The sequence below is a fragment of the Pseudooceanicola sp. NS-SX9 genome (assembly GCF_057380705.1).
Genome location: NZ_CM170818.1, coordinates 3,443,946 through 3,470,425 on the forward strand (window position 1 = coordinate 3,443,946; position 26,480 = coordinate 3,470,425).

25 protein-coding genes are annotated in these 26,480 nt (G+C 67.1%); 11 read left to right on the forward strand and 14 right to left on the reverse strand.

The window, feature by feature from the left end; all coding sequences use genetic code 11:
• Positions 1–99: 99 nt before the first annotated feature.
• The gene (locus AC2ITM_RS16410; RefSeq protein ID WP_486467694.1) at positions 100–1,347 is read left to right on the forward strand and encodes a glycosyltransferase; all 1,248 of its coding nucleotides are present in this window, start codon (positions 100–102) and stop codon (positions 1,345–1,347) included.
• Between the two features lie 3 nt (positions 1,348–1,350).
• Here the strand turns inward: AC2ITM_RS16410 and AC2ITM_RS16415 are convergent, their stop codons facing one another.
• Positions 1,351–2,475 (reverse strand): capsular polysaccharide export protein, LipB/KpsS family, encoded by a 1,125-nt coding sequence (locus tag AC2ITM_RS16415; RefSeq protein ID WP_486467695.1) that lies wholly within the window; start codon positions 2,473–2,475, stop codon positions 1,351–1,353.
• 80 nt (positions 2,476–2,555) lie between these two features.
• Positions 2,556–3,209: a peroxiredoxin gene (locus AC2ITM_RS16420; protein WP_486467696.1), complete on the reverse strand. Its 654-nt coding sequence runs from the start codon at positions 3,207–3,209 to the stop codon at positions 2,556–2,558.
• A gap of 190 nt (positions 3,210–3,399) precedes the next feature.
• Between AC2ITM_RS16420 and AC2ITM_RS16425 the strand changes: the two genes are divergently transcribed.
• Positions 3,400–4,845: an aldehyde dehydrogenase family protein gene (locus AC2ITM_RS16425; protein WP_486467697.1), complete on the forward strand. Its 1,446-nt coding sequence runs from the start codon at positions 3,400–3,402 to the stop codon at positions 4,843–4,845.
• Between the two features lie 126 nt (positions 4,846–4,971).
• On the opposite strand, the gene AC2ITM_RS16430 is transcribed toward AC2ITM_RS16425, so the two are convergent.
• Positions 4,972–5,373, reverse strand: a complete 402-nt coding sequence (locus tag AC2ITM_RS16430) for a VOC family protein (RefSeq protein ID WP_486469452.1) — start codon at positions 5,371–5,373, stop codon at positions 4,972–4,974.
• A 53-nt stretch (positions 5,374–5,426) separates the two neighbouring features.
• Positions 5,427–6,095, reverse strand: a complete 669-nt coding sequence (locus AC2ITM_RS16435; protein ID WP_486467698.1) for an RluA family pseudouridine synthase — start codon at positions 6,093–6,095, stop codon at positions 5,427–5,429.
• Positions 6,096–6,220: 125 nt separating this feature from the next.
• Here AC2ITM_RS16435 and AC2ITM_RS16440 point away from each other — a divergent pair, with 125 nt between their 5' ends.
• From AC2ITM_RS16440 to AC2ITM_RS16450, 3 genes are all read left to right on the forward strand, one after another.
• Complete coding sequence (locus AC2ITM_RS16440) at positions 6,221–6,559, forward strand: STAS domain-containing protein (protein WP_486467699.1); 339 nt, start codon at positions 6,221–6,223, stop codon at positions 6,557–6,559.
• Positions 6,549–7,082: an ATP-binding protein gene (locus tag AC2ITM_RS16445; protein WP_486467700.1), complete on the forward strand. Its 534-nt coding sequence runs from the start codon at positions 6,549–6,551 to the stop codon at positions 7,080–7,082. The genes AC2ITM_RS16440 and AC2ITM_RS16445 overlap by 11 nt, the downstream gene beginning before the upstream one ends.
• A gap of 317 nt (positions 7,083–7,399) precedes the next feature.
• On the forward strand, positions 7,400–8,977 hold the full coding sequence (locus AC2ITM_RS16450) for a gamma-glutamyltransferase family protein (RefSeq protein WP_486467701.1): 1,578 nt from the start codon (positions 7,400–7,402) through the stop codon (positions 8,975–8,977).
• A 10-nt stretch (positions 8,978–8,987) separates the two neighbouring features.
• On the opposite strand, the gene hspQ is transcribed toward AC2ITM_RS16450, so the two are convergent.
• Positions 8,988–9,314 carry a heat shock protein HspQ gene (gene hspQ, locus AC2ITM_RS16455; protein ID WP_486467702.1) on the reverse strand — a complete coding sequence of 109 codons (327 nt, stop codon included), beginning with the start codon at positions 9,312–9,314 and terminating at the stop codon, positions 8,988–8,990.
• Between the two features lie 99 nt (positions 9,315–9,413).
• Between hspQ and AC2ITM_RS16460 the strand changes: the two genes are divergently transcribed.
• Both AC2ITM_RS16460 and AC2ITM_RS16465 read left to right on the forward strand, forming a co-directional pair.
• Entirely contained in the window at positions 9,414–10,295 is an 882-nt protein-coding gene (locus AC2ITM_RS16460) for an AEC family transporter (RefSeq protein ID WP_486467703.1), read from the forward strand.
• Between the two features lie 74 nt (positions 10,296–10,369).
• Complete coding sequence (locus AC2ITM_RS16465) at positions 10,370–10,948, forward strand: transglycosylase SLT domain-containing protein (RefSeq protein WP_486467704.1); 579 nt, start codon at positions 10,370–10,372, stop codon at positions 10,946–10,948.
• A gap of 16 nt (positions 10,949–10,964) precedes the next feature.
• On the opposite strand, the gene AC2ITM_RS16470 is transcribed toward AC2ITM_RS16465, so the two are convergent.
• Together AC2ITM_RS16470 and AC2ITM_RS16475 are read right to left on the reverse strand one after the other, a co-directional pair.
• On the reverse strand, positions 10,965–11,549 hold the full coding sequence (locus tag AC2ITM_RS16470) for a LolA family protein (protein ID WP_486467705.1): 585 nt from the start codon (positions 11,547–11,549) through the stop codon (positions 10,965–10,967).
• A 153-nt stretch (positions 11,550–11,702) separates the two neighbouring features.
• Positions 11,703–12,941, reverse strand: coding sequence for a multidrug effflux MFS transporter (locus tag AC2ITM_RS16475; protein ID WP_486467706.1), 1,239 nt, complete (start codon positions 12,939–12,941; stop codon positions 11,703–11,705).
• 166 nt (positions 12,942–13,107) lie between these two features.
• Here AC2ITM_RS16475 and AC2ITM_RS16480 point away from each other — a divergent pair, with 166 nt between their 5' ends.
• Entirely contained in the window at positions 13,108–13,686 is a 579-nt protein-coding gene (locus tag AC2ITM_RS16480; RefSeq protein ID WP_486467707.1) for a TetR/AcrR family transcriptional regulator, read from the forward strand.
• A gap of 57 nt (positions 13,687–13,743) precedes the next feature.
• Here the strand turns inward: AC2ITM_RS16480 and AC2ITM_RS16485 are convergent, their stop codons facing one another.
• The 3 genes from AC2ITM_RS16485 to AC2ITM_RS16495 form a co-directional block, all read right to left on the reverse strand.
• Positions 13,744–17,265, reverse strand: a complete 3,522-nt coding sequence (locus AC2ITM_RS16485; RefSeq protein ID WP_486467708.1) for a DNA translocase FtsK — start codon at positions 17,263–17,265, stop codon at positions 13,744–13,746.
• Between the two features lie 36 nt (positions 17,266–17,301).
• Positions 17,302–18,480 (reverse strand): aminotransferase class I/II-fold pyridoxal phosphate-dependent enzyme, encoded by a 1,179-nt coding sequence (locus tag AC2ITM_RS16490; protein ID WP_486467709.1) that lies wholly within the window; start codon positions 18,478–18,480, stop codon positions 17,302–17,304.
• Positions 18,481–18,598: 118 nt separating this feature from the next.
• Positions 18,599–19,939, reverse strand: coding sequence for an amidase (locus tag AC2ITM_RS16495; protein ID WP_486467710.1), 1,341 nt, complete (start codon positions 19,937–19,939; stop codon positions 18,599–18,601).
• A gap of 52 nt (positions 19,940–19,991) precedes the next feature.
• On the opposite strand from AC2ITM_RS16495, the gene AC2ITM_RS16500 reads away from it, so the two are divergent.
• Positions 19,992–21,242 carry an FAD-dependent monooxygenase gene (locus AC2ITM_RS16500; RefSeq protein ID WP_486467711.1) on the forward strand — a complete coding sequence of 417 codons (1,251 nt, stop codon included), beginning with the start codon at positions 19,992–19,994 and terminating at the stop codon, positions 21,240–21,242.
• 3 nt (positions 21,243–21,245) lie between these two features.
• On the opposite strand, the gene AC2ITM_RS16505 is transcribed toward AC2ITM_RS16500, so the two are convergent.
• The 4 genes from AC2ITM_RS16505 to AC2ITM_RS16520 all read right to left on the reverse strand — a co-directional run bounded on the left by AC2ITM_RS16505 (position 21,246) and on the right by AC2ITM_RS16520 (position 24,065).
• On the reverse strand, positions 21,246–21,443 hold the full coding sequence (locus tag AC2ITM_RS16505; RefSeq protein WP_486467712.1) for a Trm112 family protein: 198 nt from the start codon (positions 21,441–21,443) through the stop codon (positions 21,246–21,248).
• On the reverse strand, positions 21,440–22,084 hold the full coding sequence (locus AC2ITM_RS16510) for an LON peptidase substrate-binding domain-containing protein (protein ID WP_486467713.1): 645 nt from the start codon (positions 22,082–22,084) through the stop codon (positions 21,440–21,442). Before AC2ITM_RS16510 ends, AC2ITM_RS16505 begins: the two co-directional genes overlap by 4 nt.
• Positions 22,085–22,142: 58 nt before the next feature.
• The gene (locus AC2ITM_RS16515) at positions 22,143–23,060 is read right to left on the reverse strand and encodes a tetratricopeptide repeat protein (protein WP_486467714.1); all 918 of its coding nucleotides are present in this window, start codon (positions 23,058–23,060) and stop codon (positions 22,143–22,145) included.
• A gap of 216 nt (positions 23,061–23,276) precedes the next feature.
• Positions 23,277–24,065, reverse strand: coding sequence for an exodeoxyribonuclease III (locus tag AC2ITM_RS16520; protein WP_486467715.1), 789 nt, complete (start codon positions 24,063–24,065; stop codon positions 23,277–23,279).
• Positions 24,066–24,189: 124 nt separating this feature from the next.
• On the opposite strand from AC2ITM_RS16520, the gene AC2ITM_RS16525 reads away from it, so the two are divergent.
• On the forward strand, positions 24,190–24,489 hold the full coding sequence (locus AC2ITM_RS16525; RefSeq protein WP_486467716.1) for a hypothetical protein: 300 nt from the start codon (positions 24,190–24,192) through the stop codon (positions 24,487–24,489).
• Positions 24,486–26,117, forward strand: a complete 1,632-nt coding sequence (locus AC2ITM_RS16530; RefSeq protein WP_486467717.1) for a methyl-accepting chemotaxis protein — start codon at positions 24,486–24,488, stop codon at positions 26,115–26,117. The genes AC2ITM_RS16525 and AC2ITM_RS16530 overlap by 4 nt, the downstream gene beginning before the upstream one ends.
• The last annotated feature ends 363 nt before the right edge of the window (positions 26,118–26,480 follow it).

Below are 26,480 nucleotides of genomic sequence, written 5' to 3' on the forward strand. Positions count from 1 at the left end.
GCAAGGACCCGGATGCCCCGCCCGCAAGGGTGGGGCATTCTCATGTCTGCCGGACCGATCCCCCGGCCCCGGCCGAAACCACCAGAGGGTGCCCCTTTCATGACCCCCATCGTCTTCGACATGAGCGAACTGTTCTTCTATGCCTCGGGGCGGACGCAGTATTACGGCATCTCGCGCGTGGTGGCGGAACTGGGCCGTTCGCTGCGGGCCCGCCATGGGGCGCGGGTCGAACTGGCGATCTGGTCCCCCGGGCATCGCGGCTTTTTCCGGCTGCCGGAAACCGGCGGCGATCCGGCAGCGCTGAACCTGCCCGCGGTCAAGCCGATCCGGGTGCGGACCTCTTTCCCGGACCGCAAGCCGCTGCGCGACCTGCTGCATCCGCTGGTCTGGGCGGGGGCGCGGGCGCTGAACCGGCGGCGCTGGCGGGCGGCCGGGCTGCGGCTGGAACCGGTGGACCTGCGCGGCAAGGTCGTGGTCTCGGCCGCGCGGACCAAGCTGCTGACCGACATGGGCGATGTGCTGGGCGCGCAGGGCCAGGTGGAATTCGTGCCGATGCTGCATGACTTCTTCGCCCTGCACGATTTCGACGGCTGGGCGGGCACCGCCTATCCGAAGAAGGTGCTGCATGACAACCAGGCCATCCTGCGCGCGGCCGGCCGGGCGCTGACCGTATCTGAATTCACCCGGCAGGAGCTGCTGGATTTCGCCGCCCGTGGCACCCTGCCCCTGCCCCGCGTGGTCCGCGCCGTGCCTCTGGTTCACGAGACCCCCGCCGGCACCGAAGCCCCCGAACAACTGCCCCCGACCGAGCCCTACCTGCTGACCGTCGGCCAGAACCTGGGCCGCAAGAACCTGGAATGCGTCTTTGACGCGCTGGTGGCGTTGCAGGCGCGCGGCGCGCGCGTGCCGCTGCTGGTGCTGGCCGGCAAGCCGCGCGACACGATCCGCGCCCATCTGCAGGACCCGCGCTATGACGCGGTGCGCGACCGGATCCGCGAATATCCGAACGTCAACCAGACCGATCTGAACGCGCTTTATGCCGGGGCGCTGTCGCATGTCATCGCCAGCCGCCTTGAGGGCTGGGGCCTGCCCCCCGGCGAGGCGCTGTGGTCGGGCAGCCCGACGATCTGTTCCGACATCCCGGTGCTGCGCGAGGTCTGCGGCGATCTGGGGATCTATTTCGACCCCGACAGCCCCGACCAGCTGGCCGACCGGATCGACGCGCTGCAAAACGATCCCGAGGGCACCGCCGCCCTGCGCGCCCGCATCGCCGACGCCCGGCCGCACCTGCGCAGCTGGCACCACGTCGCCGATGACCTGGTGCGGGTGCTGGACGAAACCGCCTGAGGCCTAGCGGCTGCGGCGCAGCAGCTGATCGCCCAGGTCTTCGGGCAGGGCCTTGTAGCTGCCGTGCACCAGGTAGCGGTTCCACAGGTAGCCGATGAACTGGCGCACCAGCCGGGGATCCGCGCGCCAGTCGCGGTCGCGCAGCGCCGCATCCAGCCGCGCGGCATCGGGGGCATGACGCACCAGCCCCTCGATATTGTAGCAGGCCTGCCCGAGGGTGATCACCGGGCGCTCCAGCAGCAGCGATTCGATCCCCACGGTGGAATTCAGCGTGATCACCGCGCGGGCGTCCCGGATCAGCTCGGAGGTGACGTTGCCATTGGCGAAGGTCACGCGCGGATGGCTGCGCCGCCCGATGACCGAGCGCTTGAAGCTGGGATGTTCCTTGATGACGAAATGCTCGTCCGGGTGGCGCTCGGCCAGGTCGCAGATCACGTCCAAGAACTGCTCCATGTCGCGCACCCAGGGCGAATGCACCGTCACCTGCATGTCCGAGGGCACCTGGAAAGGCACGAAGACATAGCCGGGCTCTAGCGTGACCGGGGCATGGCGGCTTTTCGAGGGCCGGTTGTTCACCGCCTGCGGATAGCCTTCGGCGGCCAGGTCCTGGTCGGTCTCTAGGTAGAAGGCGGCCTCGCGCGGGACCGAATTGGCGCCGTTCAGCCCCTTTGGGTCGACCTGCAGCGTATTGGGGAAAAACCCGGCCTCGATGAAGACGCGGGGGCGGCCGCGGCTGGCCTCGGCCAGCACCGATTCCGGAAAGACCGAGCCGTTGTAGACGATGGTCACGTCCGGGTTGGTGATCGCCAGCTCGGCCTTCAGCGCCTCCAGCAGCAGCGCCGCCTGCACCCGCTTGACATGGCCATAGACCCCCGAGACCACCGGATTGCCGAAGACCGCGGGCACGCGGATCCGCTTGCGCTCCAGGTTGCCGGCGACCAGCTGGCGCGACAGCGCCCCAGGCGCCAGCATCTTGCGCAGCAGAAGCGTCCAGGCCCGCACGCCACCCCGCTGCCGCGCCAGCCGCTGCATCACCGCGCCGGTGCCGGTGCCGATAGCCGTCACCTCGGGGGCAAGGCGCGCATCGAAAGAGGCGATCACGCCGGTGTCGAGCTTCAGGAACCGCATGGGGCCTCCGTCCTTCTGGGGCAGGAAAAAAGGGGCGCCCGCCGGACGCCCCCCTTCCTAGGTCTGACCCGGGTCCCGGTTCAAGCCGGATCCTTGGCAAAGCGCAGGTACGGCAGTTTCACGTCCAGATCACCGTATTTCGCCGCCGCCGCTTCGTTGTCCAGCGACAGCGCCACGATCACGTCCTGCCCGGTGGTCCAGTTCGCCGGCGTCGCCAGCGGCACGCCATAGGTCTTCTGCAGACCGTCGAGGGCGCGCAGCACCTCGGCAAAGTTGCGGCCCACCGACATCGGATAGGTCATCGACAGCTGCAGCTTCTTGTCCGGGCTGATGATGAAGACCGACCGCACCGTGGCGGTATGCGCGGGCGTCCGGCCATCGGGCAGATAGGCATCGGCGGGCAGCATGTCGAACAGCTTGGGCACCTCCAGATCGGTGCCGTCGATGATCGGGAAGGCGGCGGGCACGCCCGCCACGGCCTCGATGTCGCCCTTCCATTTCTTGTGCTCTTCCGCGCCGTCGACGGAAATGCCGATCACCTTGGTGTTGCGCTTGGCCCATTCCGGCGCCAGCTGCGCCACGGCGCCGAATTCGGTGGTGCAGACGGGGGTGAAATCCTTCGGATGCGAGAACAGGATCGCCCAGCTGTCACCGATCCAGTCGTGGAAGGAAATCTCTCCCTGGTCGGTGTTGGCGGTGAAATCGGGGACAATATCATTGATGCGAAGAGCCATCGGTGACCTCCTGTCAGAAAGCTGTGGCCCCTATGTAGGCCCCGCAGGCCGCCTTTGCACCCGTTTCGTGCCCTCTGCCCCAAGGGAAGGGCCGCGGCGTGCGGCCGCGCGTCAGCGATGTCTTGTGCAGCCCTGCCGCCGGGTGCACAACTTGCGCCGAAGCGATCGAAGACGGAGACGGAGACGACCAATGATCGAGAAGCGCCAGTTCTACATCAACGGCCAGTGGGTAAACCCGGCCGAGCCCAACGATCTGCAGGTCATCAACCCCTCGACCGAAGAGCCCTGCGCGGTGATCTCCCTGGCCGGTGAGGCCGATGTCAACGCCGCCGTCGCCGCCGCCAAGGCCGCCTTCCCCGCCTGGATGGCCACCCCCCCCGAAGAACGCATCGCGCTGGCCGAGAAGATCCTGGCCATCTATCAGGCCCGCCGCGAGGACATGGCCCAGGCCATGTCGATCGAGATGGGCGCGCCGATCGACTTTTCGCGCTCGGACCAGTGGGGCGCGGGCTTCAGCCACACCAAGGGCTTCCTGAACGCGGCGAAGAAATTCCAGTTCATCCGCCCGCTCGGCGATCACGCCCCCAACACCCGCATCGTCTACGAGGCCGCGGGCGTCTGCGCGATGATCACGCCGTGGAACTGGCCGATGAACCAGGTCACGCTGAAGGTGATCGCGGCGCTGATCGCGGGCTGCACCATGGTGCTGAAACCCTCCGAGGAAAGCCCCCTCAACGCCGTCGTCTGGGCCGAGATCATGGACGAGGCCGGCGTGCCCGCCGGTGTCTTCAACCTGGTGAACGGCAATGGCCTGGGCGCGGGCACGCTGCTGTCTGGGCACCCGGACGTGGACGTTGTCAGCTTCACCGGCTCGACCCGCGCGGGCCTGGCGATCTCGGCCAATGCCGCCAAGACCCTGAAACGCGTGCATCTGGAACTGGGCGGCAAGGGCGCCAACCTGATCTTCGAGGATGCCGATGACGATGCCGTCGCCCGCGGCGTGCGCGACATGATGGACAACACCGGCCAGTCCTGCAACGCGCCCTCGCGGATGCTGGTGCAGCGCGGCATCTACGACGCCGCCGTCGAAACCGCCGCCCGGGTCGCCAATTCCATCGCCATCGGCCCCGCCGACCAGCCCGGCCCCCACATCGGCCCGGTCGTCAACGCCGTCCAGTTCGACAAGATCCAGGGCCTGATCCGCAAGGGGATCGAGGAAGGCGCCCGCCTCGTCGCCGGCGGCCCCGACCGCCCCGAGGGCTTCAACCGCGGCTTCTTCGTCCGCCCGACGGTCTTCGCCGATGCCAACAACCAGATGACCATCGCGCGCGAGGAAATCTTCGGCCCGGTGCTGACGATGATCCCCTTCGACACCGAGGAAGAAGCCCTCGCCATCGCCAATGACACGCCCTACGGCCTGACCAACTACGTCCAGACGCAGGATCCGGCCCGCGCCAACCGGCTGGCGCTGAAACTGCGTTCGGGCATGGTGGAAATGAACGGCCAGTCCCGCGGCCAGGGCGCGCCCTTCGGCGGCATGAAGGCCTCGGGCATCGGCCGCGAAGGCGGCAGCTGGGGCCTCGAAGACTTCATGGAGGTCAAGGCGATCTCCGGCTGGGACGCGAAAACCGCCTGATCCCGCCCGGGTCTTCCCGAACAGAAAAGGGGCGCCTCCGGGACGCCCCTTTTCATTTTCTTGTTCCAAATACCTCGGGGGAGTCGCGCAGCGACGGGGGCAGAGCCCCCTGCCCCGGTTCGCAGATCAGACGAACCGCCCGCCCCGCTCGATCACCTCGATCTGGTAGCCATCGGGATCGGCGACGAAAAAGAACTTCGCCAGCAGCGTGCCCCCCGGGCTGAACTCGACCATCTTGCGCGGGTTCAGCCCTTCGGCCTCGAAACGCGCATGTTCCGCCGCCAGATCCGCGACCGACACCGCCAGGTGACCATAGCCCGAGCCCGGCTCATAGGGCACCTCCTGCCCCTTGTTCACCGTCAGCTCCAGCTCAAAACCGGTCTCCGCATTCGACAGGTAGATCAGCAGGAAATCGTCGAACTCCAGCCGCTCGGCCACCTCCAGCCCGAAGGCCCGGGCATAGAAATCGACCGAGCGCGCCTCGTCCAGCACGCGGATCATCGAATGGATCATCTTGGCCATGGCCATCTCCTTGAACGCATTGTCCAAGGTCTAGACGGCCCGGCCCTGCGGCGAAAGCCTCAGAACGGCGCGGGTGCGCGGAACTTCATGCCGCGGCCACCATCGGGATGCAGCAGGCGCAGTTCCTCGGAATGCAGCATCAGGCGGGGGTGATCGTCGCGCGCGGTGCCTTCGGCATAGAACGGATCGCCCAGGATCGGATGGCCCATCGCCAGCATGTGCACCCGCAGCTGGTGCGAGCGCCCGGTCTGAGGGAACAGCCGCACCCGGGTTTCGCCCGGCCCGTATTTGACCACCTTCCAGTCGGTGACGGCGGGCTTGCCGTTCACATGATCGACCATCTGCTTTGGCCGGTTCGGCCAGTCGACGATCAGCGGCAGATCGACAGTGCCGGTTTTCGGCTCCAGAAGCCCCGAAAGCCGCGCGACATAGACCTTCTTCGTGCGGCGGTGCTCGAACTGCAGGCCCAGATGGCGCTGCGCACTCGGCGTCATCGCAAAGACCATCACCCCCGAGGTATCCCGATCCAGCCGGTGCACCAGCAGCGCGGTCGGAAAGGCCGCCTGGACGCGGCTCAGCAGGCAGTCCGAAAGATGCGCGCCCCGGCCCGGCACAGACAGCAACCCCGAAGGCTTGTCGACAACAAGGATCTCATGGTCCTCGTGCAGCACGGCCAAAGGCACGTCGGGGGGCGCATATTCGGCGGAAAGATCGGGCATGTCGGACATGAGCCGCTGATACAGGGGTTTCCGCGTCGCGTCCATCGCAGGCGGGGCGGCGGATGTGGGACTGCATACCTCGCGGTAAGGATTGGCGCCTATGCTGAGCACTCATCAGGGCGAAGGGACAGGGCATGGAACTCACGCTGCGCAAACTGAACGGGATCGACGTGGTGGACGTGCAGGCCGATCGGATTGATGCCGCCGTCGCGATCCGCTTCAAGGACGAGATGCGCACGATCACCGGCCAGTCTCAGGGCCGCGTGGTATTGGACCTGGGACAGGTGGATTTCATCGATTCCAGCGGCCTGGGTGCGGTGGTGGCCGCGATGAAGCAGCTTGACGGCCAGGCCACGCTGGATCTGGCGGCGCTGCGTCCCAATGTCGACCGGGTGTTCCGGCTGACCCGCATGGATACGGTCTTTGCCATCCATCCCACCGCCGAAGCCGCCTGCCCCGCCCATGCAGAGTGAAACCCGGAACAAGGGCTGCGAGGCCGAACCGGCGGAGGCGCCGCATCTGCTGCCCGATCGGCCGCAGGACTCCCCGCATGCCGAGGCCAGGGTGCGGCTGCGCCTGTCCTTTCCAGCCACCACCCTATCCGTGCGCAAGGCCCTGCAGACAGTGCTGACCGGGCTGGACCCCCTGCGGCTGGAACCCGAGGAAAGCGGCACCGTCGAACTGGTTCTGGCCGAAGCGCTGAACAATATCGTCGAGCATGCCTATGCCCCCGAAGCGCCGGGTTGGATCACCCTGGAGTGCCACCACGATACCGCCGGGCTGCATGTGGCGATCCGCGACCGCGGGCGGATGATGCCGAATGGCGTGCCCCCGATCGGCCGGGTCGATCCGCTGCCAGAAGCGCTCAATGCCCTGCCCGAGGGCGGATTCGGCTGGTTCCTGATCCGCGACCTGTCCCGCGACATCCGCTACCGGCGGCTGGACGACAGCAACGAACTGACTTTCCGCATCAACCTCGGGCCCACCGCGGGCTGAACAGGTGGCAGGGGGCGCTGCCCACGCCGCGGCTGTGCCGCGACTCCCCCGGAGTATTTCTGGCCAGATGACAGGGAAGCGGTGCCCTCAGGCGACAGAAATGCCCTGAAAATGCCCGATAGCCCTCCCATTGCTGACATGACGCCGCGGCATCCTGTGTATGTAGCTGAAAAAGCTTCCCTCGGCGCCGTGGATCCAGCCCCCACCCAGTACACGGCGCCGAGGTCTTTCGCTGTTTTCAGGACCTTGATCGGGTCTTGACGCAGCGGCCCCCTCTTCGCAGTCTGGCGCCGCAGACGTGAGGGAGGCCTGTTTCAATGCGCGATTTCCAGTTGCCGGGGCGCTCGCCCGTATGGGCCGAAAATGGCATGGCCGCGACCTCGCATCCGATTGCCGCTCAGGTGGCGCTGGACATGCTGAAGGCGGGCGGCAATGCGATGGATGCCGCGATCGCAGGGGCGGTTACCCTGGGCGTTTGCGAGCCTGCCATGTGCGGGCTGGCCGGGGATTGCTTTGCCCTGGTGAAACCCGCGGGGCAGGATCAGGTGCTGGGCTTTAACGGATCGGGCCGGGCGCCAGCCGGCGCCGATGCCGAAGCCCTGCGGGCGCGCGGGCTGGCAGCGGTTCATCCGCAATCTGCCGAGGCCGTGACCCTGCCGGGCGCCGTCGCCGCCTTCTCCGCCATGTCCGAACGCTGGGGACGCAAGGGGCTGGATGCCAGCCTGGCCCCGGCCATCCGCTATTTCGAAACCAGCGTGCCGGTACATCCCCGCGTGGCCTTCGACTGGGCCGCAGAGGCGGGTGCGCTGGATCCCGTGGCACGGCGGCACTTCCTGCCCGGCGGCGCGGCGCCCAGGGTCGGTGACCGGTTTGCTCTGCCCGGCCAGGCGACGCTGCTGCGCCGAATCGCCGCCGAGGGCCCGAAGGCCTTCTACGAAGGCGAGGCTGCCGAAGACATGCTGGCGGCGCTGAAACGCTATGGCGGCGTGCATACGGCCGAGGATTTCGCCGCAGTCGCGGGCGAGGTGACCACCCCGATCGAGGGCCAATATGGCGACGCCCGCCTGCTGGAGCATCCGCCGAACGGCCAGGGCGCAACCGCGATCCTGATCCTTAACATCCTGTCGCAGTTCGATCTTTCGGCCCTTGATCCGTTCGGTGCCGCCCGCGCCCATCTGGAGGCCGAGGCCGTGAAACTGGGCTATGACGCCCGCAACCGTCTGCTGTCGGATGCCGCGCTGGCGGATGGGGCGCAGATGCTGGACCCGGCCTTTGCCGCCACGCTGGCCGCGCAGATCGATCCCGCCCGGGTCCGCCCGGCGCAAACCCAGGCGGAAGGCCAGCCGCATCGCGATACCGTCTACATCACCGTCGTCGACTGCGACCGCATGGCCGTGTCGCTGATCTATTCCGTCTTCCACGCCTTCGGATCCGGCATCGGCACCGAGAAATTCGGCCTGCTGCTGCACAATCGTGGCTGCGGCTTTACCCTGACGCCCGGACATCGCAACGTCTACGGCGCCGGCAAGCGGCCTCTACACACGATCATTCCGGGGATGCTGGCAACCTCGGGCGGGGCACCCGACATGCCCTTCGGCGTCATGGGCGGCGCCTATCAGGCAGCGGGCCATGCACGTTTTGTCAGCAACCTGATGGATTTCGGCCTGACGCCGCAGGCCGCCATCGACGCCCCCCGTGCCTTCCCCGAAGCCGGCAAACTGCGCATCGAACGCGGCTATGCCCCCGAGGTGATCGCCCAGCTGGCCGCGATGGGCCATGACATCGCCGCCCCCGAAGAACCCATCGGTGGCGCCCAGGCGATCCGGATGCATGACAACGGCATGCTGGAGGGCGGATCGGATCCGCGTAAGGATGGCTGCGCCGTGGGCTACTGACCCGAGGCGCTCAGTTCATCTGGAAATGCAGCATGTAGGTGCCATCCTCGAGGGGCCCGAACAATTCGGGCACGTCGGGATGGTCCACCGGCTCGCCGGACTGGTCGATCTCGAGGTTCTGCTCCGAGACATAGGCGATGTAGTAGCTCTCGTCGTTCTCGGCCAGCAGGTGGTAGAAGGGCTGTTCGCGGCGCGGCCGGCTCTCTTCGGGAATGGAGGCATACCATTCCTCGGTATTCGAGAACTCGGGGTCGATATCGAACACCACCCCCCGGAAGGCATGCTTCCTGTGGCGCACGATCTGGCCCAGATTGTATTTCGCTGTCGCAGTCAGCATCGTCTTGCAGCTCATCCTGCCCACTTCTAACGTCACATCCCGGTGATTGTCCAATCACCGGGCCATTTCCGGCCATGGCAAAGACCCCGGGGGTGACCGTTGAGCCTGTTCCTGACCGTTCTCCAGATCGTTGCCCCCGTCTTCATCCTGGCGGCAATCGGCTACATATGGGTGCGCATGGGGCTTGAATACAAGGTCGAATTCGTCACGCGGTTGACGATGACCCTGTCGGTGCCCTGCCTGATCTTCACCTCGCTGATGAAGACGCGCATCGACCCGGCCGCGCTGACGGCGATTTCGCTAGCCGCCGTCGCGGCTTATGCGGTTCTGACGCTGGCGGCCTGGATCGTGCTGAAGGGCACCCGCCTGCCACTGCGCAGCTATCTGGCACCGATGATTTTCGGCAATACCGGCAATCTGGGCCTGCCGGTGGCGATGTTCGCCTTCGGCGAGGCGGGCTTTGGCTATGCGGTGGTCGTCTTCGCGATCATGGCCATCTGGAGCTTCACCTTCGGCATCTGGATCGTCGCCGGCGGAGGATCGCTGACCCGCGCCCTGAAAGAGCCACTTCTGTGGGCGACGCTTTTGGGCGGGCTGTTCCTGTCGCAGGGCTGGCAGACGCCCGCCTTCCTGACCAACACGCTGCAACTGGTGGGCCAGATCGCCATCCCGCTGATGCTGATCACCCTGGGCGTCGCGGTGGCGCGGCTCAGGCCTGCGGAACTCAAGCTGGCAACGGGTCTGAGCCTGCTGAAATACCTGCTGTGCCTCGGCACGGCCTGGATCATCGGGCGCGCCTTCGGGCTGGATCCGGTGGCCTTCGCGGTGCTGGTGCTGCAGGTTTCGACCCCGGTGGCGGTGACGTCCTTCCTGCTGGCCGAGAAATACGGCGCCGATTCCGATGCGGTGGCGGGGCTGGTGGTGGTCTCGACACTGATGTCGGTGGCGGCAATTCCGCTGATCCTGGCGGTGCTGCTCTAGGCTTGGGGTTTGCCGCGCGGCCCCTTTCGATTACATTTCCCGGAAAACACAGGCAGAAGACAGGCAACAAACACATGAGCAGAATGCTGGCCGCGCTCTTGATCGTGCTGGCGGTGGCGTCCTGCGGCGGTCGGGACAAGGTGCCCCCGCAGCAGCTGGACGACGCCTGCGCGATCCTGGCCGAGCGCCCGAACTACCGTCGCGCCTTCTCGCGCGCCGAACGCCGCTGGGGCGTGCCGGTGCCGGTTCTGATGGCGGTCATGCACCAGGAAAGCAAATTCGTCGGCAATGCCCGGACCCCGCATACCTATATCCTGGGGATCATCCCGATGGGGCGGCAAAGCTCGGCCTATGGCTACAGCCAGGCGCTGGATGCCACCTGGGACGAATATGAACAGAAGGTTGGCGGCCGCTTCGCGCGCCGCAACGACATCAACGATGCGACGGATTTCATGGCCTGGTACATGGCGCAATCCTCGCAGCAACTGGGGATCCGCCTGGATGATGCGCGCTCGCAGTACCTAGCCTACCACGAGGGGCGCGGCGGCTATCAGCGCGGCAGCTACCTCAAGAAATCCTGGCTGATCGCCGTGGCGCAGCGCGTCAACATCCGCGCCACGCTCTACGACAGCCAGCTGCGCTACTGCCGCTGACCCTTCTGTCGGGGTCCTAGTTGGACCCCGACATGAACAGGCCGTTGTTCAGGCTCATGCCGGTCTTCAGCTGGTTCAGCACAACGGTGGTGACGCTGCCCGAGGCATCGTGCAGCACCCATTGCCGCAGCGCCACCGGGCTGGCCGAGAACACCAGGTCGATATAGCCGTAATCGGGATGCTCGGGGTCCTGGGCGCGGATCACTGTATCCCCGCCCTCGCTGCGCCGGTCGGTCACCATGTTCGAGCGCGTCAGATCGACGTTCTTCTGCAGGATGATCCCCAGCGGCGTCTTCGACAGCGGATAGGTTTCGGTGCCGTCGGTCTTTGGATCAAAGATCGTCACGGCACTGCCGCTGGCCACCACCAGCGCCTTGTTGGGCGGGTCATATTCGAACCGCATCCGGCCGGGCCGCTTGATGTACAGCGTCCCGGTCGAGATCGAGCCGTCCTCGTTCAATTGCGAGAACTTCGCGGTGCCGGTCGTCAGACCGTTCAGATACTGGGAAATCTGCGTCAGCGACAGGGTCCCGGCCGCGGCCGGAAGCGCGAGGGAACACAGAAGGGCGACCGGGGCCAGAAGGCGGGCAAGGCGTTTCATGCAGCAGATGTAATCTCGGTCATGGGTCCGTTCCAGTCCCAACGCCCCGGCCCGCCCGGCTGTTCCGGCGAACTCTCGCCGTCCTTTCATCTGTCCCGAAATACGGCCGGGGGAGCGGGCCCCGGCCCCACTGGGGCAGAGCCCCCTGCCCGTTCAGGCCCCCTCGCCCAGCCCCTCCAGCGCGGCACCGCGCTGCACGCTCCACCACAGCAGCAGGGCCAGAGCCCCCGGCAGCAGGATGCCCAGGGTCATCGGCAGGGTGCTGTCGGTGCCCGCCACCGCCACCAGGGTCGAGACCGCGAAGGCCACGGCGAACTGGATCGCCCCCAGCACGGCCGAGGCCAGCCCCGCCGCCCCGCGCCCCATCTCCATGGTGATCGACATGGCATTGGCGCTCAGCAGGCCGACCATGCCGATGGCGACCCACAGCGGCACCACAAAGGCCCACATCCAGGACGCACCCGACATCGCCAGCAGTGCCACGCCCGCCGCCACAAAGACCGGCAGGCCCACGGGCACGATCCGGCGCGCCTCAAAGCGGTTCAGCAGCCAGTTGTTGACCTGGCCGAAGACCACCAGCGCCACTGCGATCAGCGCGAACAGCAACCCATATTCCATGCTGCCCAGGCCATAGACCCCCTGGAAGATCCCCGAAGATCCGGTGATGAAGGCGAACATCGCCCCCTGCACCAGGGCTGCCACCAGCGCCATGCGCAGGAAGCCCGGGCGCTGCAGCAAGGCGCCGCTGCGGGCCAGGGCCGTGCGGAAAGGCGCCTCGGCCCGGGCTTCGGGGGGCAGGGTCTCTGGCAGGATGACCTTGGCCAGCACCAGGGCCACCACGCCGATCCCCACCATCGCCACGAAGATCGACTGCCAGCCCAGCCAAGTCAGCAGCAGGCTGCCCAGGAACGGCGAGGCGATCGGGCCCAGCGTCATCAGCATGACCAGCACGGTCATCGTCTTGGCGGCCTCGCGGCCCGTCATCAGGTCGTTGATCACCGCGCGCCCCACCAGCATCCCGGCACAGGCGCCGATCGCCTGAAGAAAGCGCAGGATGTTGAACACCGTCACGTCACGGGTGATCAGAAGCCCGACCGAGCTGAGCGTGAACAGCACCGCCCCCACCAGCAGCGGCCCCTTTCGGCCGTAACCGTCGATCATCGGCCCCAGCACCAGCTGGCCGACGCACAGCCCAAGGAAGAAGATCGACAGCGACATCTCGGTCGCCGAGGCACTGGCGTTCAGCGCCTGCGACAGCTCTCCCATGGCCGACAGATACATGTCGGTGGCCACCGGCGGGAACAGCGACAGGATCGCCAGCACAAGGGTGATCAGCGGGATGTTCACCCGCCGCGCCACGGGCGGCGCAGAAGAGGGTCGGGTTTCGGACATGAGGAGGCTCCTGTAAGGATGGGGCACCCCTGCCATCCGCACGGAGCGTTCCGGATCGCCCGGACGGCAGGGGATCTGTCAGGGAGGAGACAGTGAGTCGATATTTATCAGACTGCAGTCTAAAAACTAGAAGAAACGTGACTCGCTTCCGCACGAAAGGCTGTGCATGACCGAACCGAAGGCACCCGGACGGCCGCGCGACGCCGCGACCGATCAAAAGCTCAAGGCCGCCGCGCTGCAGCTGGTACAGGAACACGGCTATGGCGCGGTCAGCATCAGCGCGATCATCGCCACGGCGGGCGTTTCCCGGCAGACGCTCTACAACCGTTGGAAATCCAAGGCCGATCTGGTGCTGGAGGCGATGAACGACGATGCAGCACTGCAGGTGGGCCTGCCCGATCCCGATGCCGCCGGATCGTGCCGGGTGGCGCTGAAGCTGTTCCTGCAGGACGTGTTCCGGCAGATTTCCCGCAACGGCCGGCCGCTGGCCAGCCTGATCGCCAGCGCCCAGCAGGACCCGGCCTTTCGCGATGCCCTGCGCACCAGCTTTGTCTATCCAAGGGAACAGATCGTCATCGCCCTCCTCTCCGAGGCGCAGCGCCGCGGAGAGCTGGGGCCAGAGCGCGACATCCAAACCCTGTCGGCCTTCGTGCACGGCACCTTCTGGTACCGGCTGCTGAACGGCGAGGCGCTGGAGGACGAAAACGCCCGCGCCATCGCCGACGAGATCTTCGCCACCTCCTGAAACGGAAACGGCGGGGCCCTGCCCCGCCGTGTCGCTGTCGCGATGCCGCCCCCGGGCCTACTGCGGCTCGGGCACCAGGACCTCGCGCTTGCCGACGTGGTTCGCCGGGCTGACGACGCCCTCGTCCTCCATCTGCTCGACCAGGCGGGCGGCCTTGTTGTAGCCGATGGCCAGCTTGCGCTGGATGTAGGAGGTCGAGCACTTGCGGTCCTTGATGACGATGGCCACGGCCTGATCGTAGAGCGCGTCGTCGCCGCTGGTGTTGCCGCCGGTGTTCAGCCCCAGCACGGCATCGATATCGTCGGCCTTGTCGTCGTCGGGGCCTTCCACCACGCCACCGATGTAATCGGGCGGACCGAAGGCCTTGAGGTGGTTCACCACCTCCTCGACTTCTTCATCCGACACGAAGGGCCCGTGGCAGCGGGTGATCCGCGAGCCGCCCGCCATGTACAGCATGTCGCCCATGCCCAGAAGCTGCTCGGCGCCCTGTTCGCCCAGGATGGTTCGGCTGTCGATCTTCGACGTCACCTGGAAGGAGATCCGGGTCGGGAAGTTGGCCTTGATCGTGCCGGTGATCACATCGACCGAAGGCCGCTGGGTCGCCATGATCAGGTGGATCCCCGAGGCCCGCGCCATCTGCGCCAGGCGCTGGATGCAGGCTTCGATCTCCTTGCCCGCGACCATCATCAGGTCGGCCATCTCGTCGACGATAACGACGATATAGGGCATCTTGACCGGCTGGATCTCCTCGGTTTCGAAGACCGGATCGCCGGTTTCCTCGTCAAAGCCCGTCTGTACCGTGCGCGAGAACATCTCGCCCCGGTTCAGGGTTTCCTGAACGCGGGAATTGTAGCCGTCGATGTTGCGCACGCCCATCTTGGACATCTTGCGATAGCGCTCTTCCATCTCGCCGACGACCCATTTCAGCGCCACGACCGCCTTCTTGGGATCGGTGACGACGGGCGACAGCAGATGCGGGATGCCGTCGTAGACCGACAGTTCCAGCATCTTCGGGTCGATCATGATCAGCCGGCAGTCTTCCGGGGTCAGCCGGTAGAGCAGCGACAGGATCATGGTGTTGATGGCGACCGATTTACCCGAACCGGTGGTCCCCGCGATCAGCAGGTGGGGCATCTTCGCAAGGTTCGCCACCACGGCATCGCCGCCGATGTCCTTGCCAAGCGCCAGCGGCAGCTTCTTGGAGGTGTCGCCGAAATCGCGCGCCGCCAGGATCTCGCGCAGCACGACCATCTCGCGGTTCTCGTTCGGCAGTTCGATCCCGATGACCGAGCGGCCGGGAACGGTGGACACCCGCGCCGACAGTGCCGACATCGAGCGCGCGATGTCATCCGCCAGGCCGATCACCCGGCTGGCCTTCAGGCCCGGCGCCGGTTCCAGTTCGTACATGGTGACGACGGGACCGGGGCGGACGCTGACGATCTCGCCCTTGACGCCGTAGTCGTCCAGCACCGATTCCAGCGTCCGGGCGTTCTCTTCCAGCGCCTCGTCCGACAGGTAGTGGCGCTCGATCGAGTCGGGGCTGCGCAGCAGGTGCAGCGGCGGCAGTTCGTAGTCCTCGGCGATCTTCGTGGTGATCCCGGCGGGCTTGCGCTGTTCCAGCGACGCCCGCGGAGAGGTCGCCACCGCAGAACGCGGTCCATCCACCCGCGGCGCGGCAGGGGAGGGGGCCGCAGCCGCACCCAGGCGCGGCATCACCGGCGCCGAAACCGGGGCCGCGACGGGGGCGGCGGGCATCTGCGCCGGCAGATAGGCCTCGTCCTCGTCATCCTCGTCAAAGGTTTCGGGGCGGTAGTCGCCGGCGCCTTCGCGCACCAGGCCGCGCGGCGCGTCCGGGGCGTCGTAGGCCTCGAAATCGTCGTAATCCTCTTCCGCCTCGGGCAGCGGATCGGCGGCATGGGCCGCGGGCGCATAGGGATCCTCATGGACGGCAGGTGCGTAGGGATCTTCGTAGGCGGGCGCCGCATAGGGATCTTCATGGGCAAAGGCCTGGGGCGCGGGGGCCTGGGTTGCGGGGGCCTCGGACCAGTGACCGTCCTCGAAGACCTCATAGGCATCCTGGCCGCCGCGCAGGTCGAACTGCGGCGTGGCCACGGCCTGCGGAACGGCAGAGGGCATGACGGGCTGCGCCGCAGCGACCGGTTGCCGGGCCGGCGCCGGTGAATGCGCCGGGGCCGCCTGGCCATGGGATTGCAGGAACTCCGGGACCGGCGCCGCGCGCTCTGCCCGCAGGGCCGGGGCGGCCGGGATCGCGGCGGCCGCTGCCGACAGCGGCGGCTCGGGCGGCAGGGTCCGGGCCTGGGCATGCATCGGCGGCTCGCGGCGTTCGGGCAGGATCAGCGGTGCGGGACCGCGCGGACGCACCGCCCGCGGACCTGCACTGACCGGCGCCACGATGGTGCGGCTGACCATGCCGCCCCGCCCCGCGCGCGAGCGTACGACATTGGCGATCTTGGCCTTGATGCGGTCATCGTCACCGAATTCATCATCGTGATCGAAGGCCGCAGGGGCGTCCGACGTCCGCCGCGAAAAACCGGGAATGCGGCTGAGCAGACCGCCGCGGGCGGGCTCTGCCGGGGCTTCCTGGTAGGTCGCAACGTCTTCGTAATCGTCCTCGGCATAGGCCAGCGCGGCTTCGTCCTCGTCCCAGGCGGGTTCGGGTTCGGGCTGGTAGGCCGGCACGGCGGCCGGTTCCGGGCGCTCGGCCCGCAGCACGCGCGAGGGGCGCGTCTGGCGTTCCTCGGCCTGCTGGGCAGCGCGTTCGGCCCAGTAGCGATCGGCCTCGGGGTCCGAATCGTCCTCGTCCCAGACCATCGCGTCGTCGTCTTCATGCATGGCATGCAGCGCCTCGCGGCTGCGGGCGCGCTCGCGACGGCGTTCGACGGCGGAACTGGCTGCGCCATAGGCGCCCGAGGCGCCACGCCCCGCCAGCTTCAGGCCGATGGCGTACAGCATCACCAGGCCGATCATGCCCAGACGGAACAGCCTGCGCCCCTCGGCGCGGGTGAAGCCCGCCACGAACAGCAGCAGCGCCGCAGCCCCCAGCCCCATGATCAGCGACATCAGCTTGACCGCCGCCCCCACCGGGATCGGCAGCACCAGCAAAAGCGCCCCCAGCACCGTGTCGCCGAACAGCCCGCCCAGGCCAATGCCGCCGCTCCAGCCATGGGGCGGCGTCAGCGTGCCGAAGTAGATCGAGGCCGCGACCACAGCCAGAGGCGAGAAGATCAGCCGGTTCACCAGGCCACCCTCGGCCTGGTGGACGACGTAGCGGGTGCCCCAGACCAGGGCCAGACCCGCGATCGCCAGCGCACCATAGCCCAGGATCATCATCACCGGCGCCGCGATACCGGCGCCGAAATGACCCAGCCAGTTCTGCACCGCAGCATCCGAAGACGACATCCAGGACGGATCCCGGGGAGAGTAACTGAGGATCAGGATCCCGAACACCAGTCCGAAGACCAGTGCCGCAATGCCGATCAGTTCCCGCCCCCTGCGCTCCAGCGTATCGCGCATCGAGCTGTCGAAGAGCGGATCACGTCCCTTGCTCTGGAATGCCATTGCTTCGCCTGCTCCTGTTCATGTGCCTGTGCCTGCCTAATCGAAGAGGCAGTTTCGCAGCTTTTGCAGCCCCGTCACCATCTCCTCGCACCGGGTCACCATGGCGACCCTGATATAGCCGGCGCCGGGGTTCGTGCCCGCGACGTCTCGGCTGAGGTAAGCGCCGGGCAGCACGCGGATGCCCGTTTCGCGCCAGAGTTTCATCGCCGCTTCCTCGCCGTCCTTGACGGGCAGCCAGAGGAAGAAGCCGCCTTCCGGGGTTTCATAGCCCGGAATGTCGCCCAGCACCTTCTCGGCTGCGGCGTATTTTTCCTGATAGAGGGCACGGGAGTGTTCCACATGCGCCTCGTCCGCCCAAAGCCTGGCCGAGACCTCCTGGATGGGGTTCGGCAGCGGCGCGCCGGAATAGGCGCGCAGCTGGCGGATGCGTTTCATCGTCTCCGGCCCGCCCGCCACGAAGCCCGAGCGCAGCCCCGGCAGGTTCGAGCGTTTCGACAGCGACTGGAACAGCACGACCCGTTCGGGATCGCAGCCCAGCTGCTGCGCCATCGTCAGGCCGCCCACGGGGGGCGCGTCGCGGTAGACCTCGGAATAGCATTCATCGGCGAAGACCTGGAAATCGTGCTTTTCGGCCAGCGCCAGCAGGTCTTTCCAGTAGTCTTCCTTGGCCACGGCGCCCTGCGGGTTTGCAGGCGTGCACAGATAGGCCGCGACGGTGCGTTCCAGGATCTCGTCCGGCAGGCCCGCGTAATCGGGCAGATGGCCGGTTTCCTTCGTCGCCGGCACGAAGACCGGCTCGGCCCCGACCGAGATCGCCGCGATCATGTAGACCTGGTAGAACGGGTTCGGGATCAGCACCACGGGCCGCTTGCCGCGCTTGGTCTCGGGCAGCAGCGCCATGCCGGCGTTGTAAAGCCCCTCGCGCGAGCCGTTCAGCGCCATGATCTGGGTGGCCGGGTCCAGCGTCACGCCATAGCGCCGCTGCACCCAGTCCGAGATCGCGCCGCTCAGCGCGGGGATGCCGTTATTGTCGGGGTATTTCGCGAATCCCGCGACGTTGTCGGCCAGCACGCTGCCCACCCATTGCGGGAAGGGGTGGCGTGGCTCGCCGATCGTCATATGCATCACCTCTCCGCCCGGCTCGTGATGATCGAGCAGGGAGCGAAGACGCGGAAATGCATATTCCGGGAGGGTCGAAAACCGCTCTGGAAACATAGGACTGCCTCTGAACCGGGGTCATTGCGCCCCGTTGATGCATCACCCTATCGCAAGGGGCAATGCCCCGTCCAGCTTCGCGGTGGACGAGTCCGGGCTTGCAGCCGCTCTGATTGCATCAGGACAACGCGATTTCCGCCGCGCGAGCAACCCGGGCCAGATTTTCCTCGGCGAAAGGCCGCCCCATGAGCGAGATCCCGCAGGAGGGAACTCCGCCGATGGCCTTCGTCGGCAGCGTCACCACCGGCAGGCCCATCATGTTGCCGACCCGGGTGTTGCGCAAGGCCAGCAGATTCTCGGCCACGTAATAGGCCTCGTCCGAGAGCATCCGCGCGGCATTCGGCGGCAGGATCGGGGCGGTCGGGCACAGCACCGCATCATACCCGCCCATCTGCGCGTTCCAGACCTGGCGCAGCGCCTCAAGGCGTTCCCATGCGGCCACGTAATCGGCGGCGCTGACACCGGCACCGCCCCGGAATCGCTTGAGAATCTCGGGGAACATCTTTTCCGGCGCGGCCTCGATCACGTCCTTCCACAGGCCATAACCTTCCGAGGCAAACAGGTAGGCCGCAAGCGGCATCGCCTCGGTCAGGGCTTCGCAGGTGACGGGGACGATCTCGGCGCCGGCGTCGCGCAGCGCGGCCTCGGCCACCTGGTAGGCGGCCAGGGGTTCGGCGCGGATGTCATCGAAGACCAGCGTTTCCAGACGCGCGAACCGCATCCCTTTCAACGACACCCCGCGCAGGTCGGGCGCGGGCTTGCCCTCGATCGCAGAGAGCATCTGCACGCAGTCGGTGACGCTGCGCCCCAGCGGGCCGATGGTGTCAAAGCGCTTGGCCAGCGGCAGCACCCCGTCCAGGCTGATCCGCCCCGAGGTGGTCTTGAACCCCACCAGATCATTCCAGGCCGAGGGGATTCGCACCGATCCCCCGGTGTCAGAGCCGATCGCCCCCGGCGCCAGCCCGAAGGCCACCGAGGCCGCCGCCCCCGAGGACGACCCCCCCGGCACCGCTTCGGGATCGTTGATGTTGGGCGAGGTCGCGGTGACCGGGTTCAGCCCGATGCCGGAAAACGCCAGTTCCGACATGTGGGTCTTGCCCAAACACACCATCCCGGCCTGGCTGGCGTTGCGCAGCACGCGGGCATCGGCATCGGGCACGCGGCCCTTCAGCAGGGCGCTGCCGGCCTCGGTCGCGGTGCCAGCCGAATCGAACAGGTCCTTCCAGCTGACCGGCACGCCATCCAGCAAGTGGCGCCGGATCTTCAGCCGGGCCCGGTCCGCGGCGGCGCGGGCCTCGGCCAGGGCGCGCTCGGGGGTGGTGCGGGCATAGATGCGGTCACGCTCGGGGTGGGCGTCGATGGCGTCCAGATAGGCCCGGGTCAGGGCGACCGGGTCGATCTCTCCGCGGCCGATTGCCTCGCCCAGTTCCGTCACACCCTTGCTTTGCCAGTCCTGCATCGCGCGCCCCTTCCATTCCGTTCGCGTGCGGACGCTAGACCGGTCGCGGCGCATGGACAATCCCGTCCGCGCGCGCATATTGACCGCCATGGAACACCCCAGCGACCTCCTTATCGTCGGCGGCGGGCTGAACGGCCCGGCGCTTGCCCTTGCCGCCGCCCGCGCGGGGCTGAAATCCACCCTGATCGACGCCCTGCCCGCGACGACCCGCGCCGACACCGGGTTCGACGGGCGCGCCTATGCGCTGGCGCTGGCCTCGATGCGGCTGCTGCGCGCCCTGGGCGTCTGGACCCATGTGGCCGAACACGCCCAGCCGATGCTGGAGATCAAGGTCTCGGACGGACATGCCGGCCAGGGCGCCGCGCCCTTCTTCCTGCATTTCGACCATGCCGAGATCGAGGAAGGCCCGATGGGCTACATGCTGGAAGACCGCTTTCTGCGCCGCGCCCTGCTGGAGGCCATCGCCCGGCAGCCCCTGATCACCCAGATCAGCGGTGAAACCGTCATCGCGCAGGACACGTCCGGCACGCTGGCGCAGGTGACGCTGGGATCGGGCGCCGTGCTGTCGGGGCGGGTTCTGGTGGGCTGCGACGGCAAGGGCAGTGGCACCGCCCGCCGCGCCCGCATCCGCCGCCATGGCTGGGACTACGGCCAGACCGCACTGGTCCGCGCCATCGCCCATGAAAAACCCCATGGCGGCATCGCGCATCAGTTCTTCATGCCGCCCGGGCCCCTGGCGATCCTGCCCCTGCCCGGCAATGTCTCTTCCATCGTCTGGAGCGAGCGCACCGCCACCGCCCAGGCCATCAACGCCCTGCCCGAAGACGCCTACCTGGACATGCTGCGCCCCCGCTTCGGTGATTTCCTGGGAGAGATTTCCCTTGCAGGCACACGCTTTACCTATCCGCTGGGCCTGTCGGTCTGCGAACGCTTCGCCGATTGGCGGCTGGCGCTGGTGGGGGATGCCGCGCATGGGATGCACCCGATCGCGGGCCAGGGTCTGAACGCGGGCCTGCGCGACGTGGCGGCCCTGGCCGATGTGCTGGCCCGCGCCAGCGAACGCGGCGAAGACATCGGCGCCCTTGACGTTCTGCTGCGCTATCAGGAATGGCGCCGCTTCGACACGGCGACGCTGGCGCTGACAACGGATCTGACGAACAAGCTGTTCTCGAACGACAATCCGCTGCTGCGCGCCGGGCGCGACCTGGGCCTGGGGCTGGTGAACCGCCTGCCCGGCCTGCGCCGCAACTTCATCCGCGAGGCCGCCGGCCTGACCGGCGACCTGCCCGAGCTGATGCGCTGAAGGTCACGCCTTCAGCGCGCGCGCCTCGTCGACCAGCATGATCGGGATGCCGTTGCGGATCGGAAAGGCCAGCCCCGCCGCCTCCGAGATCAGCTCCTGCGCCTCGGCATCATAGCTCAGCGTGGTGTGGGTCTCGGGGCAGACCAGCGCCTCCAGCATGCGGCGGTCGAAAAGCGTAGTGTCCCGTTCGGTGTCGTTCATTGCAGGATGTCCTGTCCGTCTCCGCCCCGCAGGGCATATTCCATCAGCATCACCAGCGTCTCGCGCCGGGTGCTGAGCGATGGCGCTTCAAGCAGCGCCTGCTTTTCCTCCGCCTCCAGGTTCAGCAGCATCGAAAGCGAGTTGATCAGCAGCTCGTCCTCGGCTTCCTTCAGCGTTTCCCAGTCGGTCGACAGGCCCTGGTCGTCGAAATACCGCCCCAGCAGCTCCAGGAAGGGGGTGCGGCGGAAATTCGGATCGGCCTCGGGGCCGCCCATGTCGGCATCAAACCCGGCCCAGTCGACATGGAAACGCCGGTAGGGCGTGAAGCCCTTGACCTCGTCGCCGATGCGGAACCGGGAAATCCCGGCCAGCGTGACCATGTAGCGCCCGTCCTCGGTCTCCGAGAACTGGGTGACACGGCCGGCACAGCCGATGTGGTACAGCCCCGGCCCGTCACGGCCCGGGACCTCGTTCGGCTGGATCATCCCGATCAGCCGGTGCGGCGTCTTCAGGCAATCCTCGAACATCGCGAGGTAACGCGGTTCAAACAGGTGCAGGGGCAACCGCGCCCGGGGCAGCAGCAGCGCACCGGGCAGCGGAAAGACCGGGATCACGTCGGGCAGGTCGGCGGGTTTCATCATGCCGTGAAACCTAGGCCGACGTCCCCCACCGGAAAGGCCGCTCACGCGAAAAGGTCCGTCACGCGAAAATCAGCGAGCTGAGCTTGCGCCGGCCGTTCAGAACGATCGGATCCTGCGGCTTCAGCGCGTCGAAGATGGTGAACAGCTGCTGCTTGGCGGCGCCCTCGTTCCACTCGCGGTCACGGCGGAACAGCTCCAGCAGTTCGGCGACGGCCTCCTGGACCTCTCCCGCGGCATGCAGCGCCTGGGCCAGATCAAAACGCGCCTGCAGATCGGCAGGATCGGCCTCGACCCGGGCGCGCAGCTCGGCCACCGGGCCGGCATTGGCAGCCTGACGGGCCAGTTCCAGCTGGGCATGGGCCGCTTCCAGCTCGGGCGTCCCCGAAATCTCGGCCGGTGCGCCGTTCAGCACGGCCTCGGCCTGATCCAGATCGCCCATCGCCAGGTAGGAACGCACCAGACCGCCATAGGCGGGGGCATTGGCGGGTTCTTCCTGCAGCACGGCGGCAAAGGTCTGGGCGGCGTCAGCCGCCGCACCCTCGGCCAGCATCTCCTCGGCGGCGGCGACGGCATCGGCCAGGCCATTATCCTCCTCGCCAGCAAGCTCGGCCAGCTTGTCGACGAACTTCTTCACCTCGGATCCGGGCAGCGCGCCCTGGAATCCGTCCACCGGCTGCCCCTGAAAGAAGGCATAGACGGTGGGGATCGACTGCACGCGCATCTGGCCGGCGATCATCTGGTTCTCGTCGACGTTGATCTTGGCCATCAGGACCTTGCCGCCCTGGGCATTCACCGCCTCTTCCAGCGCCGGGCCCAGCTGCCGGCAGGGGCCGCACCAGGGCGCCCAGAAATCGACGATCACCGGCACGCTCTGCGAGGCCTCGACGACCTCCTGCATGAACGTGGCTTCCGTGACATCCTTGACGAATCCGCCAGCAGCGGCGGGTTTCTTCGTTCCGCTTCCAAGCTCGATCATGGCGAGAGCTCCCTTCGAAAATCGTTGCCCCCTATATGGACGTTCGCCCGGATTTTTCCAAGCACGTTGCCCGCGGCGAAACGGTTCTTCATCATCTGGCCGGAAATACTCCGGGGGAGACGGCCGCAGGCCGGCGGGGGCAGAGCCCCCTGCCCCGCTGTCCGCCCCCGCATCACGGTCGGATTTTCCGTATTTATGGAAAGATGAAAGACCCGGTCACAGATCGAAACTGGCAAAGACGGGCGCGTGATCCGAAGGCTGCTCCCAGCCACGGGCCGCGCGCAAAACGCGGCTGGAATGCGCCGCATTCGAGATATCGGGCGTCGCCCAGACATGGTCCAGCCGGCGCCCCTTGTCGGCCGCGTCCCAGTCGGGGCTGCGGTAGCTCCACCAAGAATAGAGATTGCCCTCGGGGATGTCCTGGCGCGTGACGTCGACCCAGGCACCGGCCTCCTGAGTTTGCGCCAGATGCTCGATTTCAATCGGCGTGTGACTGACGATCTTCAGCAGCTGCTTGTGATTCCACACGTCATCCTCACGCGGGGCGATGTTCAGATCGCCCACCAGGATCGCCTTCTCGGGGCGTTCGGCATGGAACCAGTCACGCATCTCGGTCAGGTAATCCAGCTTCTGGCCAAATTTCTCGTTGATCGTCCGGTCCGGGGCATCCCCGCCAGCGGGGACGTAAAAATTGTGGATCGTCACGCCGTTCTCCAGCCGCGCCGCGACATGGCGGGCATGGCCCAGGGCCGCGAAGTCCTGGGCGCCGACCTCGGTCAGGGGCAGCTTCGACAGGATCGCCACACCGTTGTAGCCCTTCTGGCCGCGCGCCACGATATGGCCATAGCCCAGGGTGCGGAACTGCTCCATCGGGATTTTCTCGACCGGGCTCTTGCATTCCTGCAGGCACAGCACATCCGGCCCCTCCTCCTGCAGCAGCCGGGCGACCAGCGTTTCGCGCAGGCGGACCGAGTTGATGTTCCAGGTGGCAAGGGTGAAGGGCATGGCTCGGCTCCGGACAGGGTTCCTGCCCCGGGCCTAGCATCCGGAAGATGCGAGGGAAAGCACCGTCGGGATTTAACGGCTCGGCAATGCAAAGGCAGTATCCGGAGGGACGAAAGGGGACTCCATGCATATCCTGACCCTCTTGCCGGCCATTCTGGCCTTTGCGGCCCTCGGACCGCTCGTGACCCTGATGTCCCTGCCCCCGGCGGACACCGGCCTCGTGCTGGTGATCTCGCCTCCCTGGATCGACCGCGAAGCCGCGATCCGGCACGCAGGCGGCTTTGGCGCCGCGCCCCTTTCCACCCCGGTCTCCACCCTCGCGCAGGCGGAGGATCCCGGCTTTGGCGACCGGTTGCGCGCGGCCGGCCCCTTCCTGATCGTCGACGGAGAAGCCGTCCTGTCCCTGTGCGGAGTGAACGGATGACCACTACGAATACCGAATTCGAGGTGGCCCGCCAGCGGGCCATGAAACTGACCTCCCAACTGTCTGTGGCCCTGGTGCCGCTGGCACCAGTGGCGGCCTTCCTGGTCGGAAACAACCCGCTGCCCGTGCTGGGGCTGAGCCTGGCAATGGCGGGCCTGGCCTTTTACGGCAACATGGCGGGCGGTCCGACCGGACGCATTTTGCTGGCCCTGGGGCTGATCGGCCAGGCGGTTGCCTTCACTGCGGCACTGGCCGGGCACATCTGGCAACTGGACAGCCACATGCTGTTCTTTGCGCTGCTGGCCGTGACCATGGCGATGGCCGATCCGCGCGTGATCATCGCCGGGGCCGTGGCCATCGCCGCGCATCACCTGTCCCTGGCCGTGCTGATGCCCAGGCTGATCTACCCCGACAGCGACCTGATCGCGAACCTGGAACGCACCACGCTGCATGCGGTGATCGTCGCAGTCGAGGCCGCAGTGCTGTTCCTGTCGATCCGCCAACGCCATACCCTGGACGCCCGCGCGGCCGAGGCCGACCTTAGATCTCGCGAGGCGATGCAGCGCGAGCAGGCGCGCGCCCAGGACGTGGCCCGCGTTCAGAAAGTTGTCGTCGACGGGATGAGCCACGCGCTGAACCGACTGGCGCAACGCGACCTGTCGGTCACCATCGAATCGCGTTTCGATGCAGACCACGAAATGCTGCGCGACAATTTCAACCGTGCCATCAATGAGCTGCGCGAGACCGTCCAGCAGGTCATCCGCAATGCCCGTGCCGTTTCCGAGGATGCCGATGCCATCGCCAATGCCTCGAACAACCTGGCGCAGCGGACCGAACGGCAGGCTGCGTCACTGCAGGACACCGCCAATGCCATTCAGGAAATCAGCGCCAACGTCCGCTCGACCGCCGATGCGGCGCGCAGCGCCTCCAACGTGGCCGAGGAGGCGCGCCAGCAATCCGTCGATTCGGACGAGGTGGTGCGCCGGACGGTGAACGCCATGGCCTCGATCTCGCAAAGCTCTTCGGAGATTTCGAACATCATCCAGGTGATCGAGGACATCGCCTTCCAGACCAATCTTCTGGCCCTGAATGCCGGGGTCGAGGCAGCGCGGGCGGGTGAGGCCGGCCGTGGCTTCTCGGTCGTCGCGACCGAGGTTCGGGCGCTGGCGGCGCGGTCCTCGACCTCGGCTCGCGAGATCCGAGAGCTGATCTCGACCTCGGGTGAGCAAGTGAAAAGCGGTGTCGAGCTGGTCAACGAGACCGGCGAGGCGCTGAAGACCATCGCGGATTCGGTTGCCAATGTCGCAGGGCTAGTCAGCCAGATCGCCGCTTCGGCGAACGAGCAAAGCTCGTCCATCGCGCTGATCGACCAGACCATGAAGGAACTGGATCAGGTGACCCAGCAGAACGCCGCCATGTTCGAGGAAACCAATGCGGCCTCAAGCGCGCTGAACCGCGAGGCCGAGGAGCTGAGCACGCTGATGCTGCGCTTCCACACCGGCGGCGACACCAGCCGTGCCCGGATGCCGGCCCCGGCGGCCGCCCAGCAACCCCGCGCGCCGGTGCAGCGCCAGGCGGTCAACGCCGGCGGCGGCAGCGGCGGCGAAGACGACTGGGCCGAGTTCTGATCCGGAACTGCGGCGCAGCGGCGGATATCCGCCCCGCCCGGCCGTTGCGCTCGGTCACGGGGCGGGTGCGTTACGACGCCCCGCTGAGGAAACGGACCCTGACCGGGGCCTTCCGCAGGCCCTGATCCGGCAGGAGACCGGGCTGGGCGACTCTGTCCGCGGCCGATCAGCAGGAGGCCCACCGCCCGGCACCATGGCATAAAACCCCCGTATTTCCCTACGGACAGGACAAAAAAAACCCGGGCGCAAGGCCCGGGCAGTCCAACAGGGAGGTCTGTATCGTAACCCGGATACAGGCGGGAAGTTCCGAAGAACATGCTCAGAGCATACAATTTTCCCGCATCCGGGGAAAGTGGGGAAATC